This is a genomic window from Bacillus sp. SH7-1, from assembly GCF_008042405.1.
Lineage (GTDB): Bacteria > Bacillota > Bacilli > Bacillales > Bacillaceae_G > Bacillus_A > Bacillus_A thuringiensis_N.
Genome location: NZ_QNUD01000011.1, coordinates 15,025 through 37,857, shown reverse-complemented (window position 1 = coordinate 37,857; position 22,833 = coordinate 15,025). Strand labels below are relative to the sequence as shown.

The window sequence follows — 22,833 nt, the reverse complement described above, 5'->3', positions numbered from 1 at the left end:
AATGGGGAAAATAATAATGGAAAAGTCGTCATTTTTTTGTTTTACTAAGTAGAGACGAAACGAGTGTGGAGGCAAGCATGAAAATTAAAGAGATTATCGTTGTAGAAGGTAAAGATGATACAGTTGCGATTAAGCGTGCTGTTGATGCGGATACAATTGAAACGAACGGTTCAGCAATCGGTGATCATGTTATTGAGCAGGTGAAATTAGCGCTGCAAAAAAGAGGCGTTATTATTTTCACAGATCCGGATTATCCTGGAGAGCGTATTCGAAAAATCATTTCTGATAAGGTCCCTGGTTGTAAACATGCTTTTTTACCGAAGGAAGAAGCACTTGCTAAAAGGAAAAAAGGCGTCGGAATTGAACATGCTTCTAATGAATCAATTCGCCGTGCTTTAGAGAATATACATGAAGAAATGGAAGCTTACACAAGTGAAATTAGTTGGAGCGATTTAGTCGATGCAGGCTTAGTGGGCGGAGAAAGGGCAAAGAGTCGCAGAGAAAGAATGGGTAAGCTATTAAAGATTGGTTATACAAATGCAAAACAGTTACATAAACGTTTACAAATGTTTCAAGTTTCAAAAGAATCGTTTGCAGAAGCTTATAAGCAAGTCATACAGGAGGAAAGAAAATGAAGGATATCGCAACGCCAAATCGTACGAAAGACATAGTTGAAAAATATGGATTTTCATTCAAGAAAAGTTTAGGGCAAAATTTTTTAATTGATACGAATGTATTAAATCGTATCGTTGATCATGCTGAGATTGGTTCAGAAAGTGGTGCAATTGAAATTGGACCAGGTATCGGTGCGTTAACAGAACAATTAGCGAAGCGTGCTAAAAAAGTAGTTGCTTTTGAAATTGATCAGAGATTATTACCGATTTTAGATGAAACGTTAGCTCCATATAGCAACGTTACAGTTATAAATAAAGATGTACTAAAGGCAGATGTACATGAGGTGTTTAGTGAGCAATTTGAGGAAGGGCAAGATGTAATGGTAGTAGCTAACTTACCATACTATATTACAACGCCAATTTTATTTAAATTGCTGGAAGAGAAATTACCGGTTCGTGGATTTGTTGTTATGATGCAAAAAGAAGTTGGAGATCGTTTAGCTGCTAAACCTGGAACGAAAGAGTATGGTTCTTTATCGATTGCTATTCAGTATTATACAGAGGTAGAAACAGTTATGACTGTACCACGTACAGTGTTTGTACCACAACCAAATGTGGATTCTGCAATTATCCGTCTTCTAAAACGTCCGAAACCAGTTGTAGAAGTAACAGATGAGAATTTCTTCTTTGAAGTAGTACGAGCAAGTTTTGCACAGCGTCGTAAAACTTTAATGAATAATTTATCAAATAATTTAAATGGTTTCCCGAAAGATAAAGAGCTGTTAGATCGAATTTTAACAGAAGTAGAAATTGATCCAAAACGAAGAGGCGAAACACTATCGATTGAAGAGTTTGCAACATTAAGTAATGCATTAGTTCTTCATAAATTGTCATAAGAATATAAAAGGGACAGTTCAACTTGAACTGTCCCTTTTGTCACCTTTTCTCTCCTAAATTCATACTTTAAAAACAGGTAAGATGGCCTAACGAGTTTGGAGGTAGGAGAATGGCTTTACATGTTGGAGAATTAGTGGAACGATATTCTCATAATAGGGATATCCTTTTTCGTATTATAGAAATAAAAGGCGAGATAGCTATATTGTTTGGAGAGGAAATTAGATTGGTGGCGGATGCGCCACTTGAAGATTTAATTAGTATAGATCAACGAGAACATAAAAAAAGAGCGAAGCGTGAGAAAGAAACAATGGAGCGCACGTATCGTTTGTTTCAACAAGATTATGTATTGATGAAACAAAGGCATGAACATACTTCAACTGGTGGATATACAAGTGAGGTAAATTATTTTCAAATGCCAGGACGTGTATTGCACATAGATGGAGACCCGTTATATTTGCGCAAGTGCCTAGACCTATATAATAAAATTGGTGTTCCTGTACAAGGTATTCATTGTAAAGAAACAGAGATGCATGAAAAGGTAGTAGATTTAATAGATCATTTCCGTCCGGACATTTTAGTTATTACAGGGCACGATGCGTATACAAAATCCAAAGGGGTAAAGGGAGATTTAGCGGCATATAGGCATTCAAGACATTTTGTACAGGCTGTTCGAGAAGTGCGAAAAAAATATCCATCATTGGATCAACTCGTTATTTTTGCTGGAGCATGTCAATCACACTTTGAAGCATTAATTCGAGCGGGTGCTAATTTTGCTAGTTCACCATCTAGAATTAATATTCACGCACTAGATCCTGTATATGTGGTTGGCAAAATTAGTTTTACGTCATTTATGGAGAGAGTCAATGTATGGGATGTTGTACGTAATACGATTACTGGCGAAAAAGGACTTGGCGGGATTGAGACAAGGGGAATTTTGCGAACTGGATTACCCTTTCAACATTATGAAGAATAAGCAAGGTACATATGTATCTTGCTTTTTTGTATGGAAAGGATTTAAATCAGCTTGGATAAAAAGAGACAAGAACGTACAGACTACATAATGATACTTTTACAATATAGTATTTCTTCTATCTATTCGAACGCATGATGCTTTTATAATGATATTGTCTGTGAGTTGCGGTTAATAATTGGGATAGATATATCGTGTTTTAAGTGTTCAATCTAAATTACAGCGAGGTGTAACGAAGTATATGTCAAAACGTTTAGATGAAATTAAAAGCGAATTAGATCACCATCTTGGACAGAGACTGATGTTAAAGGCAAATAGTGGGAGAAGAAAGACTGTAGAACAATCAGGTGTACTTGCAGAAACGTACCGTTCTGTTTTTGTTGTACAACTGGATCAGCAAGAAGATGCGTTGCAACGTGTATCGTATAGCTATGCGGATGTTTTAACAGAGACAGTAGAGTTAACATTTTATGGTGAACCTCATAATGAAGTACTTTTATAATTTATGTATCGTTACATATATTCCCACAAATGAAAAGCTATATTATTTTGCATACTAATTATACCGTAGCAAAATAAGGAGGGACTTTGCATTGAGTAGACGAAGAGGTGTCATGTCAAATCAATTTAAAGAAGAGCTTGCAAAAGAGCTAGGCTTTTATGATGTTGTTCAGAAAGAAGGCTGGGGCGGAATTCGTGCGAAAGATGCTGGTAACATGGTGAAACGTGCTATAGAAATTGCAGAACAGCAATTAATGAAACAAAACCAGTAGTTGTAAGATACTTTCTATGCTACGGTAGCCGAGGAATGATTCCTCGGCTTTTTGTACTATAAAAGGTGCCGTCATTTTACATAAGTAGTTTCATTCTGAATGCTTTTCGTTATAATTAGGGAAGTGTCATCGTCTTACTATAAATTTATGGTAAAATAAACGATAAAAGATTGAGTACATAGAGTGGGTGAATAGATTGAAGCTACTAGTGAAAGCACCAGCAAAGATTAATCTGTCGTTAGATGTACTGGGAAAAAGACAAGACGGATATCATGAAGTGAAAATGATTATGACAACAATTGATTTAGCGGATCGTTTAGAACTAATGGAATTAGCAGAAGACCGTATTGAAATTTTATCCCATAATCGGTATGTCCCAGACGACCAAAGGAATTTAGCTTATCAAGCAGCGAAATTATTAAAAGAGAAGTTTAATGTGAAAAAAGGTGTATCTATTACTATCGAAAAAACGATTCCAGTAGCAGCTGGATTAGCGGGTGGAAGTAGTGATGCAGCAGCGACATTACGTGGTCTTAATAAATTATGGAATTTAGGGCTTACAATTGACCAGTTAGCAGAGCTTGGCGCAGAAATTGGGTCAGATGTATCGTTTTGCGTATATGGTGGAACAGCAATTGCCACTGGAAGAGGAGAGCAAATTGAGCATATAAAAACTCCACCTTCTTGTTGGGTTATTTTAGCAAAACCACATATTGGTGTATCTACTGCTGATGTGTATGGAAATTTAAAATTAAATCGAGTTACACATCCAAATGTAGATAAAATGGTTGATGTCATAAATGCTGGGGACTACAAAGGGATTTGTGATACTGTTGGTAACGTTTTAGAAGATGTAACGTTTGCGATGCACCCTGAAGTTGCGCGTATTAAGGCACAAATGAAGCGATTTGGAGCGGATGCCGTATTAATGAGTGGAAGTGGCCCAACCGTATTTGGTCTTGTGCACCATGATTCGCGAATGCATCGTATATATAACGGATTAAAAGGATTTTGCGAACAAGTATACGCAGTACGTTTATTGGGAGAGCGAGAAACGCTTGAATAAAGACGTATAATACGTTATGATTTGTTTAGAATATTCGTGATTTGAGGTGAGAGTATGAAAATTAGACGAAGTACAAGATTAGTCGACATGACTTATTACTTGTTACAAAACCCTCGTCAGCTAGTTTCTCTCACTTTTTTTGCTGAAAGGTATCAATCGGCTAAGTCTTCTATTAGTGAAGATTTAGTTATTATTAAGCAAACGTTTGAACAACAAGGGGTCGGCACATTGCAAACGGTACCAGGAGCAGCAGGAGGAGTGAAATATATACCATATATAAGTGAAGAAGAGGCAGATCTAATTATTGGCGAGCTGTGTAGCTTATTCGAAAATCCAGATCGTATTTTGCCTGGTGGTTACTTATATATGACAGATCTTTTAAGTAATCCTCGTCATATTAATGGCGCAGGTCGTTTGTTTGCTTCTGTTTTTGCTAGGCAACCAATTGATGCAGTTATGACGGTGGCAACAAAGGGGATTCCACTTGCTTATGCAGTGGCAAATTACTTAGATGTACCGGTAGTAATTGCAAGGAAAGACAATAAGGTAACAGAAGGACCAACAGTTAGTATTAACTATGTATCAGGTTCTTCTAAGCGAATTCAAACAATGACGTTAGCAAAGCGTAGTCTTCCAGAAGGATCAAATGTTTTAATTATTGATGACTTCATGAAAGCTGGCGGAACAATTCAAGGTATGATGAGTATGTTAGAAGAGTTTAAGGCTAATGTTGTTGGTATTGGTGTATTAGTAGAGTCCACGGATATTGAAGAAAGATTAATTAATAATTTTGTATCATTAATCCGTCTTTCAGAAGTTGATGTGAAGGAAAAAGCAATTCAAGTGGAAAAGGGAAATTATTCACTGGCACCATTTGAAGAAGGGCTTGTAGAGGCTGAGTAAAAAGGTAAAGCAGATAGCTTTATCTTTTTTTTATTCTATTTATAAATTATAAAATAGATGGACAAACTGCTTTTCGTGCACTATTTTTAAAGAGTAAAAATAAATAATAAAAGGGTGAAAAAAATGAAAGTTGTTCAAACAAACAATGCACCACAAGCGATTGGACCATATTCACAAGGGATTATTGTAAATAATATGTTTTATAGTTCAGGACAAATTCCGTTAACTGCAAGTGGAGAGCTTGTAGCAGGAGACGTGACAGTACAAACAGAGCAAGTGTTTCAAAATTTACAAGCAGTATTAGAAGAAGCGGGTGCTTCATTTGATACAGTAGTAAAAACAACAGTATTCTTAAAAGATATGGATGATTTTAATGCTGTTAATGAAGTATATGGCTCTTATTTCTCTACTCATAAGCCAGCTCGTTCTTGTGTACAAGTAGCAAAATTACCGAAAGATGTATCAGTTGAAATCGAAGTAATTGCCCTAGTTAAGTAATTCTTTGTAAGCGATAACGTCTACTAATCTCTATATTCAATTACATTAAAAATTTTTATCTTAAAAATTTTTAAAAAATTAAAGGGAAAATAGAAATTTTGTGGAATTTATACAAATATATCGCTTATTTAGAAAAGGGTGGTGAACACAAGATGGAAGTGACTGACGTAAGATTACGCCGCGTAAACACAGAAGGCCGCATGAGAGCAATTGCCTCTATTACTCTAGACCATGAATTTGTTGTTCATGATATTCGTGTAATTGACGGTAATAATGGATTATTTGTAGCAATGCCAAGTAAACGTACTCCAGATGGAGAATTCCGTGACATTGCACATCCAATTAATTCTAATACACGCTCTAAAATTCAAGATGCGGTTTTAACAGAGTATCACCGTTTAGGCGAGTTAGAAGAGGTTGAGTTTGAAGAAGCGGGCGCTTCGTAAAATTCGAATGACAAGGGCTTTTTAAAGAAAGTCCTATAATTTTGCAACAAACTCCTGTAAGCATTTACAGGAGTTTGTTTTTTTGTGTTTATATTTATATGTCGTTCGGAAAATTCTAAATTCAATAAAACAAAGAGGAAAACTTCTAATTTTTTCAAAATCATTTTAAATAGTATAGCTTATTTCTTAAAAAAGATACTAAAGAGTAAAACATCTTATAAGAATTATGGTAAAATTTAATAGTTAAAATGTGTTTCTTGAAATATATGATGATTTAGGATAATATCGTTAATGGATAAATAGGTTGCGATGGAGGGTCTATATGTCAAACAGATTTGCAGTGATTCTAGCTGCGGGCAAGGGCACACGTATGAAGTCTAAGCTATACAAAGTGCTTCATCCTGTATGTGGAAAACCTATGGTACAACATGTTGTCGATCAAGTATCTCAATTAGGATTGCAGAAACTTGTAACAGTCGTAGGACATGGTGCTGAAATGGTACAAGAACAGCTAGGAAACGTAAGTGAGTTTGCATTACAAGCAGAACAACTTGGTACAGCGCATGCTGTAGATCAAGCTGCAAGTGTACTTGCAAATGAAGAAGGAACAACTTTAGTTATTTGTGGTGATACACCGCTAATAACTGCTGAAACGATGGAAGCATTACTTCAGCAACATAAAGAAGCAGGGGCAATGGCGACGGTGCTAACAGCTTACATAGAAGAACCTGCTGGATATGGTCGTATCGTTCGTAATGAGAATGGTCATGTTGAAAAAATTGTTGAGCATAAGGATGCAAATGAGAAGGAATTAGCTATTAAAGAAATCAATACAGGTACGTATTGTTTTGATAATAAAGCTTTATTTGCTTCACTTTCTAAAGTTTCAAATGATAACGTACAAGGTGAATATTACCTGCCAGATGTTATTGAGATTTTAAAAAATGAAGGTCATATTGTATCAGCTTATCAAACAGAGCACTTCGATGAAACGTTAGGTGTTAACGACAGAGTCGCTCTATCGCAAGCGGAAATTATTATGAAAAACCGTATCAACCGAAAAAACATGGTAAATGGTGTTACGATTATTGATCCAAGTAACACGTATATTTCTGCTGATGCAATTATCGGTAGTGATACAGTTCTTCATCCAGGAACAATTATTGAGGGGAACACTGTAATTGGTTCAGATTGTGAAATTGGACCACATACAGTAATTCGTGATAGTGAAATTGGAGATCGTACGACAATTCGTCAATCTACTGTACATGATAGTAAGCTTGGTACAGAAGTATCGGTTGGTCCATTTGCACATATTCGCCCAGATTCAGTTATTGGAGATGAAGTACGCGTTGGAAACTTCGTGGAAATCAAAAAAACTGTTTTTGGTAATAGAAGTAAAGCTTCACACTTAAGTTATATCGGGGATGCACAAGTTGGAGAAGACGTGAATCTTGGTTGTGGTTCAATTACGGTGAACTATGACGGTAAGAATAAATTCAAAACTGTGATTGGTAACGGGGTATTTATTGGATGTAATTCAAACCTTGTTGCTCCTGTAACAGTTGAAGATGGTGCTTATGTGGCAGCAGGCTCTACAATTACAGAGAATGTTCCATCAAAAGCATTATCTGTAGCACGTGCACGTCAAGTTAACAAAGAAGACTATGTTGATCAATTGCTGAATAAGAAAAAATCATAATGTGGAGGGTTAATCTAGATGTCGACTCAATATCTAAATTCTAATTTGAAAGTATTCTCTTTAAACTCTAATAAGGAACTTGCTGAGCAAATTGCAAAGCACATTGGAGTAGGACTAGGAAAATGTTCTGTTGATCGTTTTAGTGATGGAGAAGTTCAAATTAACATTGAAGAAAGTATCCGTGGTTGCGATGTATTCATTATTCAATCTACAAGCTTCCCAGTAAACGAACATATCATGGAATTACTTATTATGATCGATGCATTAAAGCGTGCATCTGCAAAAACAATTAATATTGTTATTCCTTACTATGGTTATGCGCGTCAAGACCGTAAAGCGCGTTCTCGTGAACCAATTACATCGAAACTTGTAGCAAACTTGCTTGAAACAGCAGGTGCAACTCGTGTAATCACTCTAGATTTACATGCTCCACAAATTCAAGGGTTCTTTGATATCCCAATCGACCACTTAATGGGTGTACCGATTCTTTCAGATTACTTTGAAACAAAAGGTCTTAAAGATATCGTAATCGTGTCACCTGACCATGGTGGGGTAACTCGTGCTAGAAAAATGGCAGATCGCCTAAAAGCGCCAATCGCTATTATTGATAAGCGTCGTCCTCGTCCGAACGTATCAGAGGTAATGAACATTATCGGTAATATTGAAGGTAAAACAGCAATTTTAATTGATGACATCATTGATACAGCTGGTACAATTACATTAGCAGCGAACGCTCTTGTTGAGAACGGTGCTTCTGAAGTATATGCTTGCTGTACACACCCAGTATTATCTGGTCCAGCAATTGAACGTATCCAAAACTCAAATATTAAAGAGTTAGTTGTAACGAACTCTATCGTATTACCAGAAGAGAAGAAAATCGACAAAGTACATGAACTTTCAGTTGCTCCACTAATCGGAGAAGCGATCATTCGTGTATACGAAGAAGAATCTGTAAGTGTATTATTCAATTAATTGGATAGAATGAGACGTAACCAAGATTGGTTACGTCTTTTCGTATCGAAAAAAGAAAGTAGTGGTACAAGAATGAAATTGATAGTAGGACTTGGGAACCCGGGTAGAGAATATGAATTAACAAGGCATAATATTGGGTTTATGGCGATTGATGAACTTGCAAAGCGTTGGAATATTTCTTTAAACGAACAAAAATTTAAAGGAGTATTTGGTGCAGGGTTTGTTAATGGAGAAAAAGTAATCTTACTAAAGCCACTTACATATATGAATTTATCTGGGGAAAGTATTCGTCCACTTATGGATTACTATAAAATTGATGTAGAGGACTTCGTTGTTCTGTACGATGATTTAGACATCCCTGTAGGTAAATTACGCCTTCGTATGAAAGGTAGTGCTGGTGGACATAATGGTGTGAAATCAACAATTTCACATTTAGGAACACAAGAGTTTCAACGTATCCGTATGGGAATTGATCGTCCGAAAAATGGAATGAAGGTAGTAGATTACGTATTAGGACGCTTTACATCGGAAGAAATTCCTGATGTAAATCATTCTATTGAAAAAGCAGCAGATGCATGCGAAGAATGGTTAAATAAACCGTTTCTTCAAATCATGAATACTTTCAATAGTTAAGGGTATGGTTTGGAATATTTTATTTAGTTTTTACCCATACTAGTGGTAATTGGATTTTTAGGAGGCTAGTATGGAAGGGTATTATTATTGCAGACATTGCGGGAGTAATGTAGGCTCCGTTACCGCAGAAAAAGTATATAGCGACGTTTTATTTCAACTAACAGAGCAAGAAGTAGTAGAGATGATTCATTTTCATGAGAATGGAAATATATATATAAAAACGATTTGTGAATCGTGTCAAGAAACGCTCGCATCTTATCCTGAGTATTATGAATATGAAAAATTTCTGCAATAAAATGTTGTCGCTTTGGCGTGTCCAAAGCATTTTTCTGTTTTCTTTTTCCAAAATATTTGCATAAAATATAGTGGCTTGCTCTTTATGTTGAGAGGGGTTTTGAAAATGATAGGTTTATTAGAACAATTTTATAAAAATGAAGAGATCCAATCGGTTATTAATGGATTAGAAGATGGTTTAAAAGAGCAACTTGTATCAGGTATGGCAACCTCTTCTCGTTCGTTATTAATGGCGGCCTTATATAAAAAAACAAAAAAATCACAACTTATTGTGACACATAATTTATATCAAGCGCAAAAAGTGCATGAAGATTTAGTGGCATTACTTGGTGAAAAAGATGTATGGCTATATCCAGTGAATGAATTGATAGCATCAGAACTTGGTGTTGCAAGTCCAGAATTGAAGGCGCAACGTATTGAGGTATTAAACCGTTTAGCTGCTGGAGAGAATGGGATTATTGTAGCGCCAGTTGCAGGGCTGCGCAGATTTTTACCAATGAAAGAATTGTGGAAGCAAAGGCAAATTGAAATCAATCTAGGGCAAGAGATTGATTTAGATACATTTTTGCATACTTTACATCATATTGGTTATGAGCGTAAGTCGATGGTAGAGGCTCCTGGGGAATTTAGTTTGCGCGGGGGAATATTAGATATTTATCCACTAACTGAAGAGTTACCATTTCGTATTGAATTTTTCGACACAGAAGTCGATTCTATTCGATTATTTGATGTGGATGAGCAGCGCTCTCAAGATAAAAAAGAAAGTGTTAGATTTGGTCCAGCAACAGAGTTTTTATTTTCGCAGGAAGAATTGAAATTGGGAATTAAGCATCTTGAGGAAGGCTTGACCAAGACGATGCAAAAACTTTCCGATGATAAATTGAAGACTACAGTGCTTGAGACGGTAAGTCATGAAATTGAGATGTTAAAAAACGGGCAAAGTATAGAACAGATGTTTAAATATTTATCTATTTTCTATAAAGAACCTGCTAGTCTGATAGATTATTTACCAGAAGATGGTGTTGTAGTTTTAGATGAGATTTCCCGTATTCAAGAAACCGCATCACATCTTGAAACAGAAGAGGCGGAATGGTATATATCACTTCTTGGTGAGGGAACAATTATTCAAGATTTATCTTTCTCCCACTCGTTTGAGGAATTTCTTCATCATAAAAAAAGAAGTTTTGTATATTTAACGTTATTCTTACGTCATATAGCACATACACATCCGCAAAACATTGTGAATGTGACATGTAAAACAATGCAAGACTTCCATGGGCAGATGCAGTTGTTGAAAACTGAAATTGATAGATGGAGCGAAGGGCATTTTACGACTGTTGTGCTTGGCACAGATGATGAACGTGTGAAAAAACTACAACATATTTTAAGTGATTATGATATTGAGGCAGATATTGTAGAGGGCACAGATATATTATTGCCTGGAAGGTTACAAATTGCTGTAGGTGATTTACATGCGGGATTTGAAATGCCGATGCAAAAGCTTGTTGTCATTACTGAAAAAGAGCTTTTTCATAAGAAAGTTAAAAAATCACAACGTAAGCAAAAGTTATCGAATGCTGAACGTATTAAAAGTTATTCGGAATTAAAAGTTGGAGATTATGTAGTTCATGTAAATCATGGTATAGGTAAATTCTTAGGTATTGAGACATTAGAGATTAATGGTGTTCATAAAGATTACTTGAATATTAAATATCAAGGTAATGATAAGTTATACGTCCCAATTGAACAAATTGACCAAGTGCAAAAATATGTAGGATCTGAAGGGAAGGATCCTAAAGTTTATAAATTGGGTGGGAATGATTGGAAGAAGGTCAAAACGAAAGTCGAAAAATCTGTACAAGACATTGCGGATGACCTAATTAAACTATATGCTGAGCGCGAAGCTTCAAAGGGTTATGCATATACACCAGATACAGCAGAACAACAAGAATTTGAATCTTCTTTCCCATATCAAGAGACAGAGGATCAATTACGCTCTATTGAAGAGATTAAAAAGGACATGGAACGCGGACGTCCGATGGATAGGCTTCTTTGTGGTGATGTAGGATATGGAAAGACGGAAGTAGCTATTCGTGCGGCATTTAAGGCAATTATGGATGAAAAACAAGTTGCGATTTTAGTGCCGACAACAATCCTTGCACAACAACACTATGAAACAATTCGAGAGCGTTTTCAAGATTATCCAATCAATATAGGATTATTAAGTAGATTCCGTACGAGAAAACAGCAAAATGAAACGATTAAAGGTTTAAAAGATGGCACGGTAGATATTGTAATCGGAACGCATCGTATTTTATCTAAAGATGTTACTTATAAAGATTTGGGACTTCTGATTATTGATGAAGAGCAAAGATTTGGTGTAACACATAAAGAAAAAATCAAACAATTAAAAGCAAATGTTGACGTATTGACATTAACGGCAACTCCAATTCCGCGTACTCTCCATATGTCTATGCTTGGTGTGCGTGATTTATCTGTTATTGAGACGCCACCAGAGAATCGTTTCCCAGTCCAAACGTATGTAGTAGAGTATAATCCAGCATTAATGCGAGAGGCGATAGAACGAGAGCTTGCAAGAGGTGGGCAAGTTTATTTCCTGTATAACCGAGTGGAGGATATCGAACGAAAAGCAGATGAAATTTCGATGTTAGTTCCAGATGCTCGTGTAACTTATGCGCATGGGAAAATGAACGAAAGTGAATTAGAGTCTGTTATGCTATCGTTTTTAGAAGGGCAGCATGATGTTCTTGTAAGTACAACAATTATTGAGACAGGTGTAGATATTCCGAATGTAAATACGTTAATTGTATTTGATGCAGACCGTATGGGACTATCACAGTTGTATCAGCTTCGTGGGCGTGTTGGGCGTTCTAATCGCGTTGCGTATGCATACTTTGCATACAAACGTGATAAAGTGTTATCAGAAGTTGCAGAGAGACGTCTGCAAGCAATTAAAGAGTTCACAGAGCTTGGATCTGGCTTCAAAATTGCAATGAGGGATTTATCAATTCGTGGTGCGGGTAACTTGTTAGGGGCAGAACAACATGGATTTATTGATTCTGTCGGATTTGATCTATATTCTCAAATGCTAAAAGATGCGATTGAACAGCGCAGAGGAACAGATGGAGTTGAAAATACAGTTAATGTTGAAATCGACTTGGAAGTAGATGCATATTTACCAGATGCTTATATTTCAGATAGTAAACAAAAAATTATGATGTATAAACAATTTAGAGGTGTTTCTGCAATTGAGGATATTGAAGAGCTGCAGGAAGAGATGATAGATAGATTTGGTGATTACCCGCAAGAAGTTGGGTACTTATTACAAATTGCAAATATTAAAGTATTAGCAATGAAAGAACAAATTGAATTAATTAAGCAAAATAAATTTGAAGTAACAATCCTGTTCTCGGAACAAGCCAGCCAAAATATTGATGGCGGAAAATTATTCATGCTCGGAAATAGTTTTGGACGTATGATTGGTTTAGGAATGGAAGGATCACAATTGAAAATCGTTATGAAAACAAATGGTTTAGAAACATCGAAGTGGTTAACAATTGCTGAAAATTTACTAAAAGGCCTACCAGATGTAAAAAAAGAAGTCATAAATGCCTAATATAAGATAAAAAAATACAATTCGACGTGCATAGAAGAACTAATGTGTAAAATACTATGTCTAACAGTTGGTGATTTTTACATGAACAGGTAAATTCACCACTTTGATCATCAGTAGAAAGTGAGGCAGCATTAGAATGAAAGCAACTGGAATCGTACGTCGAATTGATGATTTAGGCAGGGTAGTAATCCCGAAGGAAATTCGTAGAACTTTACGTATTCGAGAAGGGGACCCACTAGAAATATTTGTTGATCGCGATGGAGAAGTAATTTTGAAGAAATATTCTCCGATTAGTGAATTAGGTGATTTTGCAAAAGAATATACGGAAGCTTTATACGATAGCTTAGGACATAATGTGCTTGTATGCGATCGTGATTCTATTATCGCAGTAGCAGGCATATCTAAAAAAGAATACTTAAATAAAAGTGTTGGCGATTTAATTGAGAAGACAATGGAAGAGCGTAAATCTGTAATTATGACAGATGAAAGCGAAATTTCAATTATTGATGGAGTAACAGAAAAAGTTCATTCCTATACAATTGGTCCAATTGTTGCGAATGGGGATCCAATTGGGGCTGTTATTATCTTCTCTAAAGAGGATATTATAAGTGAAATAGAGCATAAGTCAGTAAATACAGCTGCAAGCTTTTTAGCGAAACAGATGGAGCAATAAGGCTGTATCGAATTTCAGAAGTAGCAATCTGTCCTAATTATGATATTTCTTCTTGAGAAATCAATTATTTGGAGATATATGTATATTGAATGAAGGTAGCGCTTTGCTACCTTTTTTCGTTGCACGAACGTATTATTACTCGTGTAGGTAAGGAAGTTTGTCCTTTTCTTTATGATATAATACGAGGGGTGAGAACAGAAAAAGGAGTTTTCTTGTATGGAATCGAGGAAATATCAAGCCTTTTGGCGTGGGGCTATTATATTAACAATCGCAAGTTTTGTTACAAAGGTATTAAGCGCTTTTTACCGTATTCCATATCAAAATATAGCGGGTGATATTGGTTTTTATATTTACCAACAAATTTATCCGTTTTATGGATTTTGCTTAATTTTAGCTACTTATGGGTTCCCCATTATAATTTCAAAAATGGTTGCGGAACGATTAGAGCGAGGGAAAAAGCAAGAAGCAGAAGAAATTATTTGTGTATCTTTTTGGTTTTTATTGGGAATTGGTTTCGTTGGCTTTTTTACATTGTTCTTTGGTGCCGAAGCAATTGCAACAGCCATGGGCGATATACACTTAGATAAGCTATTGCGTGTTATTTCGTTTTCATTCATATTGATGCCGTTTTTATCTGTAGCAAGAGGATATTTTCAGGGTTTTAATAATATGATGCCAACAGCTGTTTCGCAAGTGATAGAACAAACAATTCGTGTTTCTATTATTGTATTTTTATCTCTATTCCTCATTGCTCACGGATTTGATTTATATACAGTCGGTGCAGGTGCTATGTTAGGCTCAATCGCAGGCGGATTGATTGGGATTATCGTACTTGTACTTTATATGCGTCATGACTTTCGTTCCATATTCTTTAAAAGTGTAAAGAGAATTAGAGGGAAAAAGAGGATTATTAATATCCTGTTTTGGCAAGGACTGGCGATTTGTGTTAGTAACTTAGTGCTTATTTTTATACAAATGGCCGATTCTGTTTCCTTCTATTCTTTACTTATTGGGGCAGGAGAGCAAGCTGAAAGTGCAAAGGTATTAAAAGGTGTTTATGACAGAAGTATCCCACTTATGCAATTAGGTACTGTCGTGACAACTTCTTTCTCGTTGTCGCTTATTCCAATTATTACAGCGGCGAAGGAAAGAGGAGATCTTACCTTTATTCGAGAAAAGGTAAAGTTAGCACTGAAAATAACATTTGTTATCGGGTTTGCAGCGGCCATTGGATTAACTTGTATTATTCAGCCTACGAATATTATGTTGTTTGAAAATAGTGATGGATCAGATGTTTTATCCATTTTATCCTTATCTATTTTATTTAGTTCATTGTCGATTACAACTGCTTCTATTTTGCAGGGGTTAGGACAAACATTAAAGCCAGCGATATTCGTTATATTTGGAGGTTGTTTAAAGTTAGCTTTAAACTATATGTTAATGCCGTATTTTGGTGTGAAGGGAGCTGCAATTGCAACACTAGTTGCGTTACTTGTAATTTCTTTGCTAAATAGTGCACTACTTATGCGAGCTGTATCGGAATCGCTTATCGATAAAAGGAATATGTTAGGTGTAGTTATTAGTGGTATCGGTATGGGATTTGTATTAATAATGTTTATGCGTGTATTGCAAATGTCTGGATTAGTAATTGATACGGAACATAGAGGGATTGCGACACTTGAGGCGTTGTTAGGTGTAGCTATCGGTGGATTAACATATGGGTTTTTAATTTTAAAATTACGCGTATTTACAAAAGCGGAAATAGGAACCGTTATGAAAAAAGAGAAAAAAGAAGGTTCATTGAAGAAGAGTGGATAGAGGTGGCAGGTTGTGAGTGGAATCATTACTATTTTAGGATTAGGTGCTGGTGAGTTAGATCAGCTAACGATGGGTGTATATCGGAAAATAAAAGAAGCAGATCACATGTTTGTTAGAACGAAGGAACATCCCGTTATAGAAGAGTTGGAGAAAGATGGTATACAATATACAGCCTTTGACAATATATATGAAGCACATGATACATTTGAAATTGTATATGAAACAATTGCGAATACATTGCTAGAACAAGCTGAAGGCACAGAAATCATCTATGCCGTTCCAGGGCACCCACTTGTAGCGGAAAGAACGGTTCAGCTACTTTTGGAAAAAGGCGAAGTAGCGAATGTTGAGGTGCGAATTGAAGGTGGACAAAGTTTTCTTGACCCTATGTTTGCAAGTCTTAAGATTGATCCGATTGAAGGATTCCAATTAATTGACGCCACATCATTTGAAAGAGGACAATTAGAATTACGTCAACATTTAATCTTTTGCCAAGTTTATGACGCATTCGTTGCATCAGATGTGAAATTAACATTAATGGAGATGCTACCAGATGATTACGAAGTGTATATCGTAACAGCTGCAGGGACTTCATTTGAACAAGTTAAAAAGGTACCGTTGTACATGTTAGATCATGAAACTGAGTTGAATAATTTAACGAGTGTGTACGTACCACCAGTTCAGGAACGTGCGTCCTTGTATCAACAGTTTGATGTGCTTAGAGAAATTATTGCAGACCTTCGTGGACCAAATGGTTGTCCGTGGGATAAAAAGCAAACACATCAATCTTTAAAGAAGTATTTAATTGAGGAAGCTTATGAAGTGTTGGAAGCAATTGATGAAGAGGATGATGATCACTTAGTAGAAGAACTGGGTGATATATTATTACAAGTTATGTTGCATGCCCAAATTGGAGAGGACGAAGGTTGGTTCTCTATAGATGATATTATTCGAACTTTATCTGAGAAAATGGTTCGTCGCCATCCGCATGTATTCGGGAATATGGATGTAAATAATGCCGATGAAGTAATTGCCAATTGGGAAGAAATTAAAAAACAGGAAAAAGGATTCGTGAAAGAATCTGTTTTAAATGGAGTTCCAAAGAGTTTACCACAGTTATTACGCGCTTATGAAATTCAGAAAAAAGCTGGTAAGGTTGGTTTCGATTGGGTTGAAGTACAACCGATGATAGAGAAAGCCTTAGAAGAATGGCAAGAGTTCCAACAAGAAGTTACAAACATGGATGAGACGAAGATGTTAGGTGAATTTGGCGATTTACTATTTGCGTTTGTTAATATAGCTCGTCATTATAAAATAGATCCAGAAGAGGCGTTACGTTCAACTAATGAGAAATTCGTTGGTCGTTTCTTATTCATGGAAGCAAAGGTAGCTGAAATGAATAAAGAGATGCAAGATTTATCATTAGAGCAGTTAGATGTTTTATGGGAAGAGGCAAAACAAACAGAGCGTTAATAGGGGGATTTAACATGCGTCTAGATAAGTTTTTAAAAGTATCGCGTTTAATTAAAAGAAGAACATTAGCGAAAGAAGTGGCTGACCAAGGAAGAATATCAATTAATGGTCAAGTGGCAAAAGCGAGTTCAGATGTGAAAGTAGCTGATGAATTAACAATTCGTTTTGGGCAAAAAATAGTAACTGTAAAAATAAACGAATTGAAAGAAACGACAAAAAAAGAAGATGCAGCAAATATGTATAGCTTAGTTCGTGAAGAAAAAGTAAAGGCTGAAGAAGGCTTGTTCTAAAATCAATTATCTCTTCATACATTACTATTAGCTAGTATAAATGTATGGGGGGATTTACGTGAATAATGGTTACTCACCTATGTCTTCTAATCAACAAAATGTTTCTGTAGAGCATGATATTATTATGCGTGGCAGGCGTGTAATTGATATTACCGGTGTAAAGCAGGTAGAGAGTTTTGATAGCGAAGAGTTTTTACTTGAGACTGTAATGGGCTTTTTAACAATTCGTGGTCAAAATTTGCAAATGAAAAATTTAGATGTAGAAAAAGGTATTGTATCGATTAAAGGGAAAGTTCATGAGATGCTGTATATTGATGAGAATCAAGGGGATAAAACTAAAGGCTTCTTTAGTAAGTTGTTTAAATGAGTCTAACAATTCAGTTGTATACGATGCTCTCAATGATTGGAATGGGTGCTTGGATTGGAGCGTCTTTAGATACCTACCAACGATTTTTAAAGCGTCAAGAACGTAAACGTTGGCTTGTATTTATACATGATATACTATTTTGGATTGTCCAAGCATTATTCGTTTTTTATGTATTGCTTCTTGTAAATGAAGCTGAACTACGTATATATGTATTTTTAGCATTATTATGTGGTTTTGCGGCATATCAAAGCTTATTGAAAGCAGTATATATGAGACTGTTAAATTTTCTCATCTATATTTTTGTGCAAACAACACACTTTTTTGTTCAAATTATACAGCTACTCATGATAAAACCTGTTATTATTATAGCGCAGCTATTTATTGCATTTATATTATTCTTATTTCGTATACTGCTTTCAATTGGACATGTGTTATGGAAAATGGTGATTTGGATATTACTTTTCATATGGAAAGTTTTTTTCTGGCCTGTTCGATTTATTGCTTCGCTCATATGGAAACTTCTCCCTAATCGTGTTAAACTTTTTATAATGAAACATGTAGGGTTCCTGCAATATGTAGCAAAATTGAAGGGACATATCTTCCAATTATGGGAGCGTATAAAAAAGAAGTTAGGGGGACCTCGGAAATGAGGGAACTGAGACAAAGAACAATCGAAAAACAGAGTCCAAATCCTGTTAAAGAGCATATAATACAAACGGATGAGAACAGGAAGCGACTTTATCGCCGTTTAGCGGTTTTTCTTGTCTTTGCTTTTACAATTATTGCGAGTATTAGTGTAACGTTTTATCAACAAAACAGTTCCATTAGAGCAAAAGAAGCAAAAGTTAAGGACATGAAAAAAGAACTGGATTCATTAACGAATAAAGAAAAGAGTCTAAAAGACGAAGTTCAAAAGTTAAATGATGAAGAGTACGTATTAAAGATTGCTAGAAGGGATTATTTCTTCTCTGGAAAAGGGGAGATAATTTTTCCTGTTTCTAAGTAGAGTATGTCTTATTGACACTATATTTTAGGATTATATATAATAAAGTAAAATTTGACTTTTTAACCACTAAGGAGGAGCATTTTTTTTATGTCAATCGAGGTAGGCAGCAAGTTACAGGGTAAAGTAACAGGTATTACAAATTTTGGGGCTTTTGTGGAGCTGCCAGAAGGCTTAACGGGTCTAGTTCATATTAGTGAAGTTGCTGATAATTATGTGAAAGATATTAACGATCACTTAAAAGTGGGCGACCAAGTAGAAGTAAAAGTTATTAACGTTGAAAAAGATGGTAAGATCGGTCTATCTATTAAAAAAGCGAAAGAGCGTGAAAAAACAGAAGGAGATCGTCCACGTGGTGAATACCAACGCGGTGGCGATCAACAACGTTCTGGACGTCCACAACGTAATAATCGTTCTTTCAACAGAGATAACCGTGGCGGTGGTAACGACCGAGCTCCAAAAGAAACATTCGAGCAAAAAATGGCACGTTTCTTAAAGGATAGCGAAGATCGCTTAACTTCTTTAAAACGTAACACAGAATCTAAACGTGGTGGCCGTGGCGCACGTCGCGGATAATCAGAACGTTTAATTCTTAGCATATAGAGAGGTGCCCAGGGCAATTGCTCGGGGTACTTTTTTATATGTGAAAATATATTTTTAAAAAAATTTTCAAGATATGTTGACTTTAAATTATATCTGAGGTAAGATACTAATTGTCCGTTAAATAAGACGACATGGCGGTGTAGCTCAGCTGGCTAGAGCGTACGGTTCATACCCGTGAGGTCGGGGGTTCGATCCCCTCCGCCGCTATATTTAATTTAACGGCCCGTTGGTCAAGTGGTTAAGACACCGCCCTTTCACGGCGGTAACACGGGTTCGAATCCCGTACGGGTCATCTAAAAAGATCATGCAAATTTGCATGATCTTTTTTTGTTAAATAAATTAAGACATACAATGCTTCTACAAAATCACCCTATATTTTCTGAATGTTCAATTAAAAACTTAAGGATAAATTACATACCGTGTATATATGTAGAGTTATTTCGAATAAAAAGTCGAACGATTATAAATGTGAAAACTGTTGTTTTGACAAAAATCCCAATGATCATCTTTTATAATGACAGTAATTAAACTATGCAGGTGGTGTTAAAAATATGCCTAAAGCAGGAAGGAATACTATGAATACAAGTGCATTGGCAATGAATGAGAGTCAGCTTGGAGCAGTAAAGTGGACGAGTAAGTTGCGAATGAAGTTTGAGCAAGTTTTCTTTAGATGGGGATTTATTATTGTTGTTATTGGTTTTCTTTTGGGACGAGCATATATATTAACAAACATTTTACCGTTTGCACTGCCGTTTTTTGCTGCTGTTTATGTTATGAAGCGGGATAAAATGCCGCTCGCGTTCTTGGCTCTAATGGGAGGCGCACTTTCAGTTTCGATAGATAATTTATTCTTTACCTTTGCATCTATTTTTACTTTCTTCATTTATAATATCTTCTTCAGTCGATTTACACGTAAAACTGTTGGTCTTGTTCCGTTCCAAGTATTTATCTCCGCATTAACCGCACATTTAGTTGTCGTATATTTTGCACAACAAACCGTCACCATGTACGATTTACTCGTTAGTACGATTGAGGCAGGGCTTAGCTTCGTATTAACTATGATATTTTTACAAAGTGTTCCGCTTTTAGTAGAAAGAAAAGGTAAACAGCAAGCATTAGAGACAGAAGAAATCGTTTGTTTAATTATATTACTAGCATCTGTTTTAACAGGTACAACAGATTGGTTTGTATATGATGCTTCTATTCAACATATTTTTACTAGGTATTTAGTGCTCGTGTTTGCATTTATCGCGGGGGCCGCTACAGGATCTACAGTGGGGGTTGTAACTGGACTAATATTAAGTTTAGCCAATGTCTCCAGCTTATCTCAGCTTAGCTTGTTAGCCTTTTCTGGGTTGCTTGGTGGTTTATTAAAAGAAGGGAAACGTTTAGGTGTTAGTTTAGGCTTATTAATTGGGACGAGCTTGATTACGCTATATGTAGACAAGCAAACAAACATTGTGACAACTTTAATTGAATCTGGTGTGGCGATTGCTTTCTTCTTATTAACACCGAAACTTGTAATGGATCGTATTGCTAAATTTATGCCGGGCACACAGGAACATTCGCAAGATCAACAGCAGTATTTAAGAAGGATGCGTGATGTTACAGCGAATAAGATTAATCAATTTGCCAATGTATTTGCTGCTTTATCTAATAGCTTTTCTGTATATGGATATGTGGAGGAGGAAGATAAAGAGACAGAGGCAGATTTGTTCTTAAGTACAATTACTGCAAAAACATGTCAAACATGCTTTAAAAAGGACCAATGCTGGGTAGTTAACTTTGATAAAACGTATGATTATATGAAACAAATAATGAGCGAAACGGAAGAGGGGACGTTGCAGCATAATCGGAAGTTAGTTCGTGAATGGGATAAGCATTGTGTGAGAGGGAAGAAAGTGACGGATTTAGTAGCAGGCGAATTAGATCACTTTTATGAGGGGCAAAAATTACGAAAACAAATGAAGGAAAATCGTAGAATAGTAGCAGAGCAACTATTAGGTGTATCAAAAGTTATGGAAGATTTCGCTAAGGAGATACAGAGAGAACGAGAAAATCATCAAGTACAGGAAGAACAGATTTTGCAAGCGTTTCGTGATTTTGGTGTAGAAATAGAGCATGTTGATATTTATTGTTTAGATAGAGGGAGTATTGATATTGAAATGTTGATTCCAGTTGCATCTAATGAACATGGGGAATGTGAAAAGTTAGTTGCACCGATGCTTTCTGATATTCTAAAGGAAAACATTGTTGTTAAACATGAAGAAAAATCTTCTTATCCGAACGGCCATAGCTTAATATCATTTGGTTCAGCAAAAACGTATTCTCTTGATACAGGATTGGCCACAGCTGCAAAAGGCGGTGGGTTTGTTTCGGGTGATTCTTACGCGATGATGGATTTAAGTGTTGGTAAATATGCACTTGCAATTAGTGATGGTATGGGAAATGGGCAAAGAGCTCATATGGAGAGTAAAGAAACGGTAAAATTATTACAAAAAATACTTCAATCAGGTATTGATGAGGAAATAGCGATTAAGTCTATCAATTCTATTCTTTCATTAAGAACAACAGAAGAGATGTTTACGACGTTAGATTTAGCTATGGTAGATTTGCGGGATGCGAGTGCGAAATTTTTAAAGATTGGATCGACGCCGAGTTTTGTTAAACGTGCAAATAATATTTTGAAAATTGAGGCAAGTAATCTGCCAATGGGGATTATTGAGGATGTTGAAGTTGATGTAGTGGGTGAACAATTAAAAACGGGCGATATTCTTATTATGATGAGCGATGGGATTTTTGAGGGAGCACAGCATGTGGAAAATCATGAACTATGGATGAAGCGGAAAATTAAAGAGTTACAAACCGAAGATCCGCAAGAAATTGCTGATATCATCATGGAAGAGGTGATTCGCTCTTGTGATGGTTATATAAATGACGATATGACCATTGTTGTGGCGAAAGTGAAGAAAAATATGCCAAAGTGGGCTACGATTCCAATTGTAGGAGTGCAGGCACAATAAAGTAAAACTTTAATTAGTGGGGGGCTTCATCTCCCGCCGATTATTATCCTTCACCAATTGGGCTTTTACGGGTAGCTTGTCCCATCTAACTTCTTTGTTTTTACTGAATTTTGAGTTGGGATTCTTACTGTCCACAAATAGCGGGATAAATTTGAAGAGTGATGTTTTTCTATCGCTG

23 protein-coding genes and 2 tRNA genes are annotated in these 22,833 nt (G+C 36.0%); all 25 read left to right on the top strand.

Features of this window, described 5'->3' with window-relative positions; translation table 11 throughout:
- Window positions 1-77 precede the first annotated feature (77 nt).
- Window positions 78-635, top strand: a complete 558-nt coding sequence (rnmV, locus tag DN390_RS12915; RefSeq protein WP_147807476.1) for a ribonuclease M5 — start codon at window positions 78-80, stop codon at window positions 633-635.
- A complete protein-coding gene (gene rsmA, locus DN390_RS12910) occupies window positions 632-1,510 on the top strand; it encodes a 16S rRNA (adenine(1518)-N(6)/adenine(1519)-N(6))-dimethyltransferase RsmA (RefSeq protein WP_063222202.1) in 879 nt (292 codons plus the stop codon). Before rnmV ends, rsmA begins: the two co-directional genes overlap by 4 nt.
- Window positions 1,511-1,620: 110 nt before the next feature.
- Window positions 1,621-2,484, top strand: a complete 864-nt coding sequence (gene yabG / locus DN390_RS12905) for a sporulation peptidase YabG (protein WP_001173738.1) — start codon at window positions 1,621-1,623, stop codon at window positions 2,482-2,484.
- Window positions 2,485-2,722: 238 nt separating this feature from the next.
- Window positions 2,723-2,983, top strand: coding sequence for a biofilm formation stimulator Veg (gene veg / locus DN390_RS12900; RefSeq protein WP_060629177.1), 261 nt, complete (start codon window positions 2,723-2,725; stop codon window positions 2,981-2,983).
- Between the two features lie 91 nt (window positions 2,984-3,074).
- Window positions 3,075-3,254 (top strand): acid-soluble spore protein SspF, encoded by a 180-nt coding sequence (gene sspF / locus DN390_RS12895; protein ID WP_001985066.1) that lies wholly within the window; start codon window positions 3,075-3,077, stop codon window positions 3,252-3,254.
- Between the two features lie 196 nt (window positions 3,255-3,450).
- Window positions 3,451-4,320, top strand: coding sequence for a 4-(cytidine 5'-diphospho)-2-C-methyl-D-erythritol kinase (gene ispE, locus DN390_RS12890; protein WP_000772094.1), 870 nt, complete (start codon window positions 3,451-3,453; stop codon window positions 4,318-4,320).
- Between the two features lie 54 nt (window positions 4,321-4,374).
- The gene (gene purR, locus DN390_RS12885) at window positions 4,375-5,223 is read left to right on the top strand and encodes a pur operon repressor (RefSeq protein WP_060629178.1); all 849 of its coding nucleotides are present in this window, start codon (window positions 4,375-4,377) and stop codon (window positions 5,221-5,223) included.
- 123 nt (window positions 5,224-5,346) lie between these two features.
- On the top strand, window positions 5,347-5,721 hold the full coding sequence (locus tag DN390_RS12880; RefSeq protein ID WP_060629179.1) for a RidA family protein: 375 nt from the start codon (window positions 5,347-5,349) through the stop codon (window positions 5,719-5,721).
- 152 nt (window positions 5,722-5,873) lie between these two features.
- On the top strand, window positions 5,874-6,167 hold the full coding sequence (gene spoVG / locus DN390_RS12875) for a septation regulator SpoVG (RefSeq protein WP_000454042.1): 294 nt from the start codon (window positions 5,874-5,876) through the stop codon (window positions 6,165-6,167).
- Window positions 6,168-6,489: 322 nt separating this feature from the next.
- Window positions 6,490-7,869 (top strand): bifunctional UDP-N-acetylglucosamine diphosphorylase/glucosamine-1-phosphate N-acetyltransferase GlmU, encoded by a 1,380-nt coding sequence (glmU, locus tag DN390_RS12870; RefSeq protein WP_000071036.1) that lies wholly within the window; start codon window positions 6,490-6,492, stop codon window positions 7,867-7,869.
- An 18-nt stretch (window positions 7,870-7,887) separates the two neighbouring features.
- Complete coding sequence (locus DN390_RS12865) at window positions 7,888-8,841, top strand: ribose-phosphate diphosphokinase (protein ID WP_000107420.1); 954 nt, start codon at window positions 7,888-7,890, stop codon at window positions 8,839-8,841.
- A gap of 72 nt (window positions 8,842-8,913) precedes the next feature.
- The gene (gene pth, locus DN390_RS12860) at window positions 8,914-9,474 is read left to right on the top strand and encodes an aminoacyl-tRNA hydrolase (RefSeq protein ID WP_001979768.1); all 561 of its coding nucleotides are present in this window, start codon (window positions 8,914-8,916) and stop codon (window positions 9,472-9,474) included.
- A gap of 70 nt (window positions 9,475-9,544) precedes the next feature.
- A complete protein-coding gene (locus DN390_RS12855) occupies window positions 9,545-9,769 on the top strand; it encodes an anti-sigma-F factor Fin family protein (RefSeq protein WP_000399441.1) in 225 nt (74 codons plus the stop codon).
- A gap of 105 nt (window positions 9,770-9,874) precedes the next feature.
- A complete protein-coding gene (gene mfd / locus DN390_RS12850; RefSeq protein WP_060629180.1) occupies window positions 9,875-13,405 on the top strand; it encodes a transcription-repair coupling factor in 3,531 nt (1,176 codons plus the stop codon).
- A gap of 136 nt (window positions 13,406-13,541) precedes the next feature.
- Window positions 13,542-14,078 (top strand): stage V sporulation protein T, encoded by a 537-nt coding sequence (spoVT, locus tag DN390_RS12845; protein ID WP_097952533.1) that lies wholly within the window; start codon window positions 13,542-13,544, stop codon window positions 14,076-14,078.
- Between the two features lie 216 nt (window positions 14,079-14,294).
- Window positions 14,295-15,896 carry a putative polysaccharide biosynthesis protein gene (locus DN390_RS12840; protein WP_147807475.1) on the top strand — a complete coding sequence of 534 codons (1,602 nt, stop codon included), beginning with the start codon at window positions 14,295-14,297 and terminating at the stop codon, window positions 15,894-15,896.
- 12 nt (window positions 15,897-15,908) lie between these two features.
- Window positions 15,909-17,369 carry a bifunctional methyltransferase/pyrophosphohydrolase YabN gene (yabN, locus tag DN390_RS12835; RefSeq protein WP_147807474.1) on the top strand — a complete coding sequence of 487 codons (1,461 nt, stop codon included), beginning with the start codon at window positions 15,909-15,911 and terminating at the stop codon, window positions 17,367-17,369.
- Between the two features lie 14 nt (window positions 17,370-17,383).
- The gene (locus DN390_RS12830; protein WP_001234876.1) at window positions 17,384-17,659 is read left to right on the top strand and encodes an RNA-binding S4 domain-containing protein; all 276 of its coding nucleotides are present in this window, start codon (window positions 17,384-17,386) and stop codon (window positions 17,657-17,659) included.
- A gap of 79 nt (window positions 17,660-17,738) precedes the next feature.
- Window positions 17,739-18,026 carry a sporulation protein YabP gene (gene yabP / locus DN390_RS12825; protein WP_206772775.1) on the top strand — a complete coding sequence of 96 codons (288 nt, stop codon included), beginning with the start codon at window positions 17,739-17,741 and terminating at the stop codon, window positions 18,024-18,026.
- Complete coding sequence (gene yabQ / locus DN390_RS12820; RefSeq protein ID WP_060629185.1) at window positions 18,023-18,676, top strand: spore cortex biosynthesis protein YabQ; 654 nt, start codon at window positions 18,023-18,025, stop codon at window positions 18,674-18,676. The genes yabP and yabQ overlap by 4 nt, the downstream gene beginning before the upstream one ends.
- Window positions 18,673-19,032 (top strand): cell division protein DivIC, encoded by a 360-nt coding sequence (gene divIC / locus DN390_RS12815; protein WP_001208737.1) that lies wholly within the window; start codon window positions 18,673-18,675, stop codon window positions 19,030-19,032. Before yabQ ends, divIC begins: the two co-directional genes overlap by 4 nt.
- Before the next feature lie 87 nt (window positions 19,033-19,119).
- Window positions 19,120-19,605, top strand: coding sequence for a S1 domain-containing RNA-binding protein (locus DN390_RS12810; RefSeq protein ID WP_000021451.1), 486 nt, complete (start codon window positions 19,120-19,122; stop codon window positions 19,603-19,605).
- Window positions 19,606-19,765: 160 nt separating this feature from the next.
- Window positions 19,766-19,839: transfer RNA gene (locus DN390_RS12805), tRNA-Met, on the top strand.
- A gap of 13 nt (window positions 19,840-19,852) precedes the next feature.
- Window positions 19,853-19,924, top strand: a tRNA-Glu gene (locus DN390_RS12800).
- A gap of 259 nt (window positions 19,925-20,183) precedes the next feature.
- A complete protein-coding gene (spoIIE, locus tag DN390_RS12795; protein WP_141439340.1) occupies window positions 20,184-22,655 on the top strand; it encodes a stage II sporulation protein E in 2,472 nt (823 codons plus the stop codon).
- Window positions 22,656-22,833 lie beyond the last annotated feature (178 nt).

Coding starts and splice junctions, on each gene's coding strand:
- rnmV (WP_147807476.1), top strand. CDS start 78: ATGAAAATTAAAGAGATTATCGTTGTAGAAGGTAAAGATGATACAGTT.
- rsmA (WP_063222202.1), top strand. CDS start 632: ATGAAGGATATCGCAACGCCAAATCGTACGAAAGACATAGTTGAAAAA.
- yabG (WP_001173738.1), top strand. CDS start 1,621: ATGGCTTTACATGTTGGAGAATTAGTGGAACGATATTCTCATAATAGG.
- veg (WP_060629177.1), top strand. CDS start 2,723: ATGTCAAAACGTTTAGATGAAATTAAAAGCGAATTAGATCACCATCTT.
- purR (WP_060629178.1), top strand. CDS start 4,375: ATGAAAATTAGACGAAGTACAAGATTAGTCGACATGACTTATTACTTG.
- DN390_RS12880 (WP_060629179.1), top strand. CDS start 5,347: ATGAAAGTTGTTCAAACAAACAATGCACCACAAGCGATTGGACCATAT.
- spoVG (WP_000454042.1), top strand. CDS start 5,874: ATGGAAGTGACTGACGTAAGATTACGCCGCGTAAACACAGAAGGCCGC.
- glmU (WP_000071036.1), top strand. CDS start 6,490: ATGTCAAACAGATTTGCAGTGATTCTAGCTGCGGGCAAGGGCACACGT.
- DN390_RS12865 (WP_000107420.1), top strand. CDS start 7,888: ATGTCGACTCAATATCTAAATTCTAATTTGAAAGTATTCTCTTTAAAC.
- pth (WP_001979768.1), top strand. CDS start 8,914: ATGAAATTGATAGTAGGACTTGGGAACCCGGGTAGAGAATATGAATTA.
- DN390_RS12855 (WP_000399441.1), top strand. CDS start 9,545: ATGGAAGGGTATTATTATTGCAGACATTGCGGGAGTAATGTAGGCTCC.
- mfd (WP_060629180.1), top strand. CDS start 9,875: ATGATAGGTTTATTAGAACAATTTTATAAAAATGAAGAGATCCAATCG.
- spoVT (WP_097952533.1), top strand. CDS start 13,542: ATGAAAGCAACTGGAATCGTACGTCGAATTGATGATTTAGGCAGGGTA.
- DN390_RS12840 (WP_147807475.1), top strand. CDS start 14,295: ATGGAATCGAGGAAATATCAAGCCTTTTGGCGTGGGGCTATTATATTA.
- DN390_RS12830 (WP_001234876.1), top strand. CDS start 17,384: ATGCGTCTAGATAAGTTTTTAAAAGTATCGCGTTTAATTAAAAGAAGA.
- yabP (WP_206772775.1), top strand. CDS start 17,739: ATGTCTTCTAATCAACAAAATGTTTCTGTAGAGCATGATATTATTATG.
- yabQ (WP_060629185.1), top strand. CDS start 18,023: ATGAGTCTAACAATTCAGTTGTATACGATGCTCTCAATGATTGGAATG.
- divIC (WP_001208737.1), top strand. CDS start 18,673: ATGAGGGAACTGAGACAAAGAACAATCGAAAAACAGAGTCCAAATCCT.
- DN390_RS12810 (WP_000021451.1), top strand. CDS start 19,120: ATGTCAATCGAGGTAGGCAGCAAGTTACAGGGTAAAGTAACAGGTATT.
- spoIIE (WP_141439340.1), top strand. CDS start 20,184: ATGCCTAAAGCAGGAAGGAATACTATGAATACAAGTGCATTGGCAATG.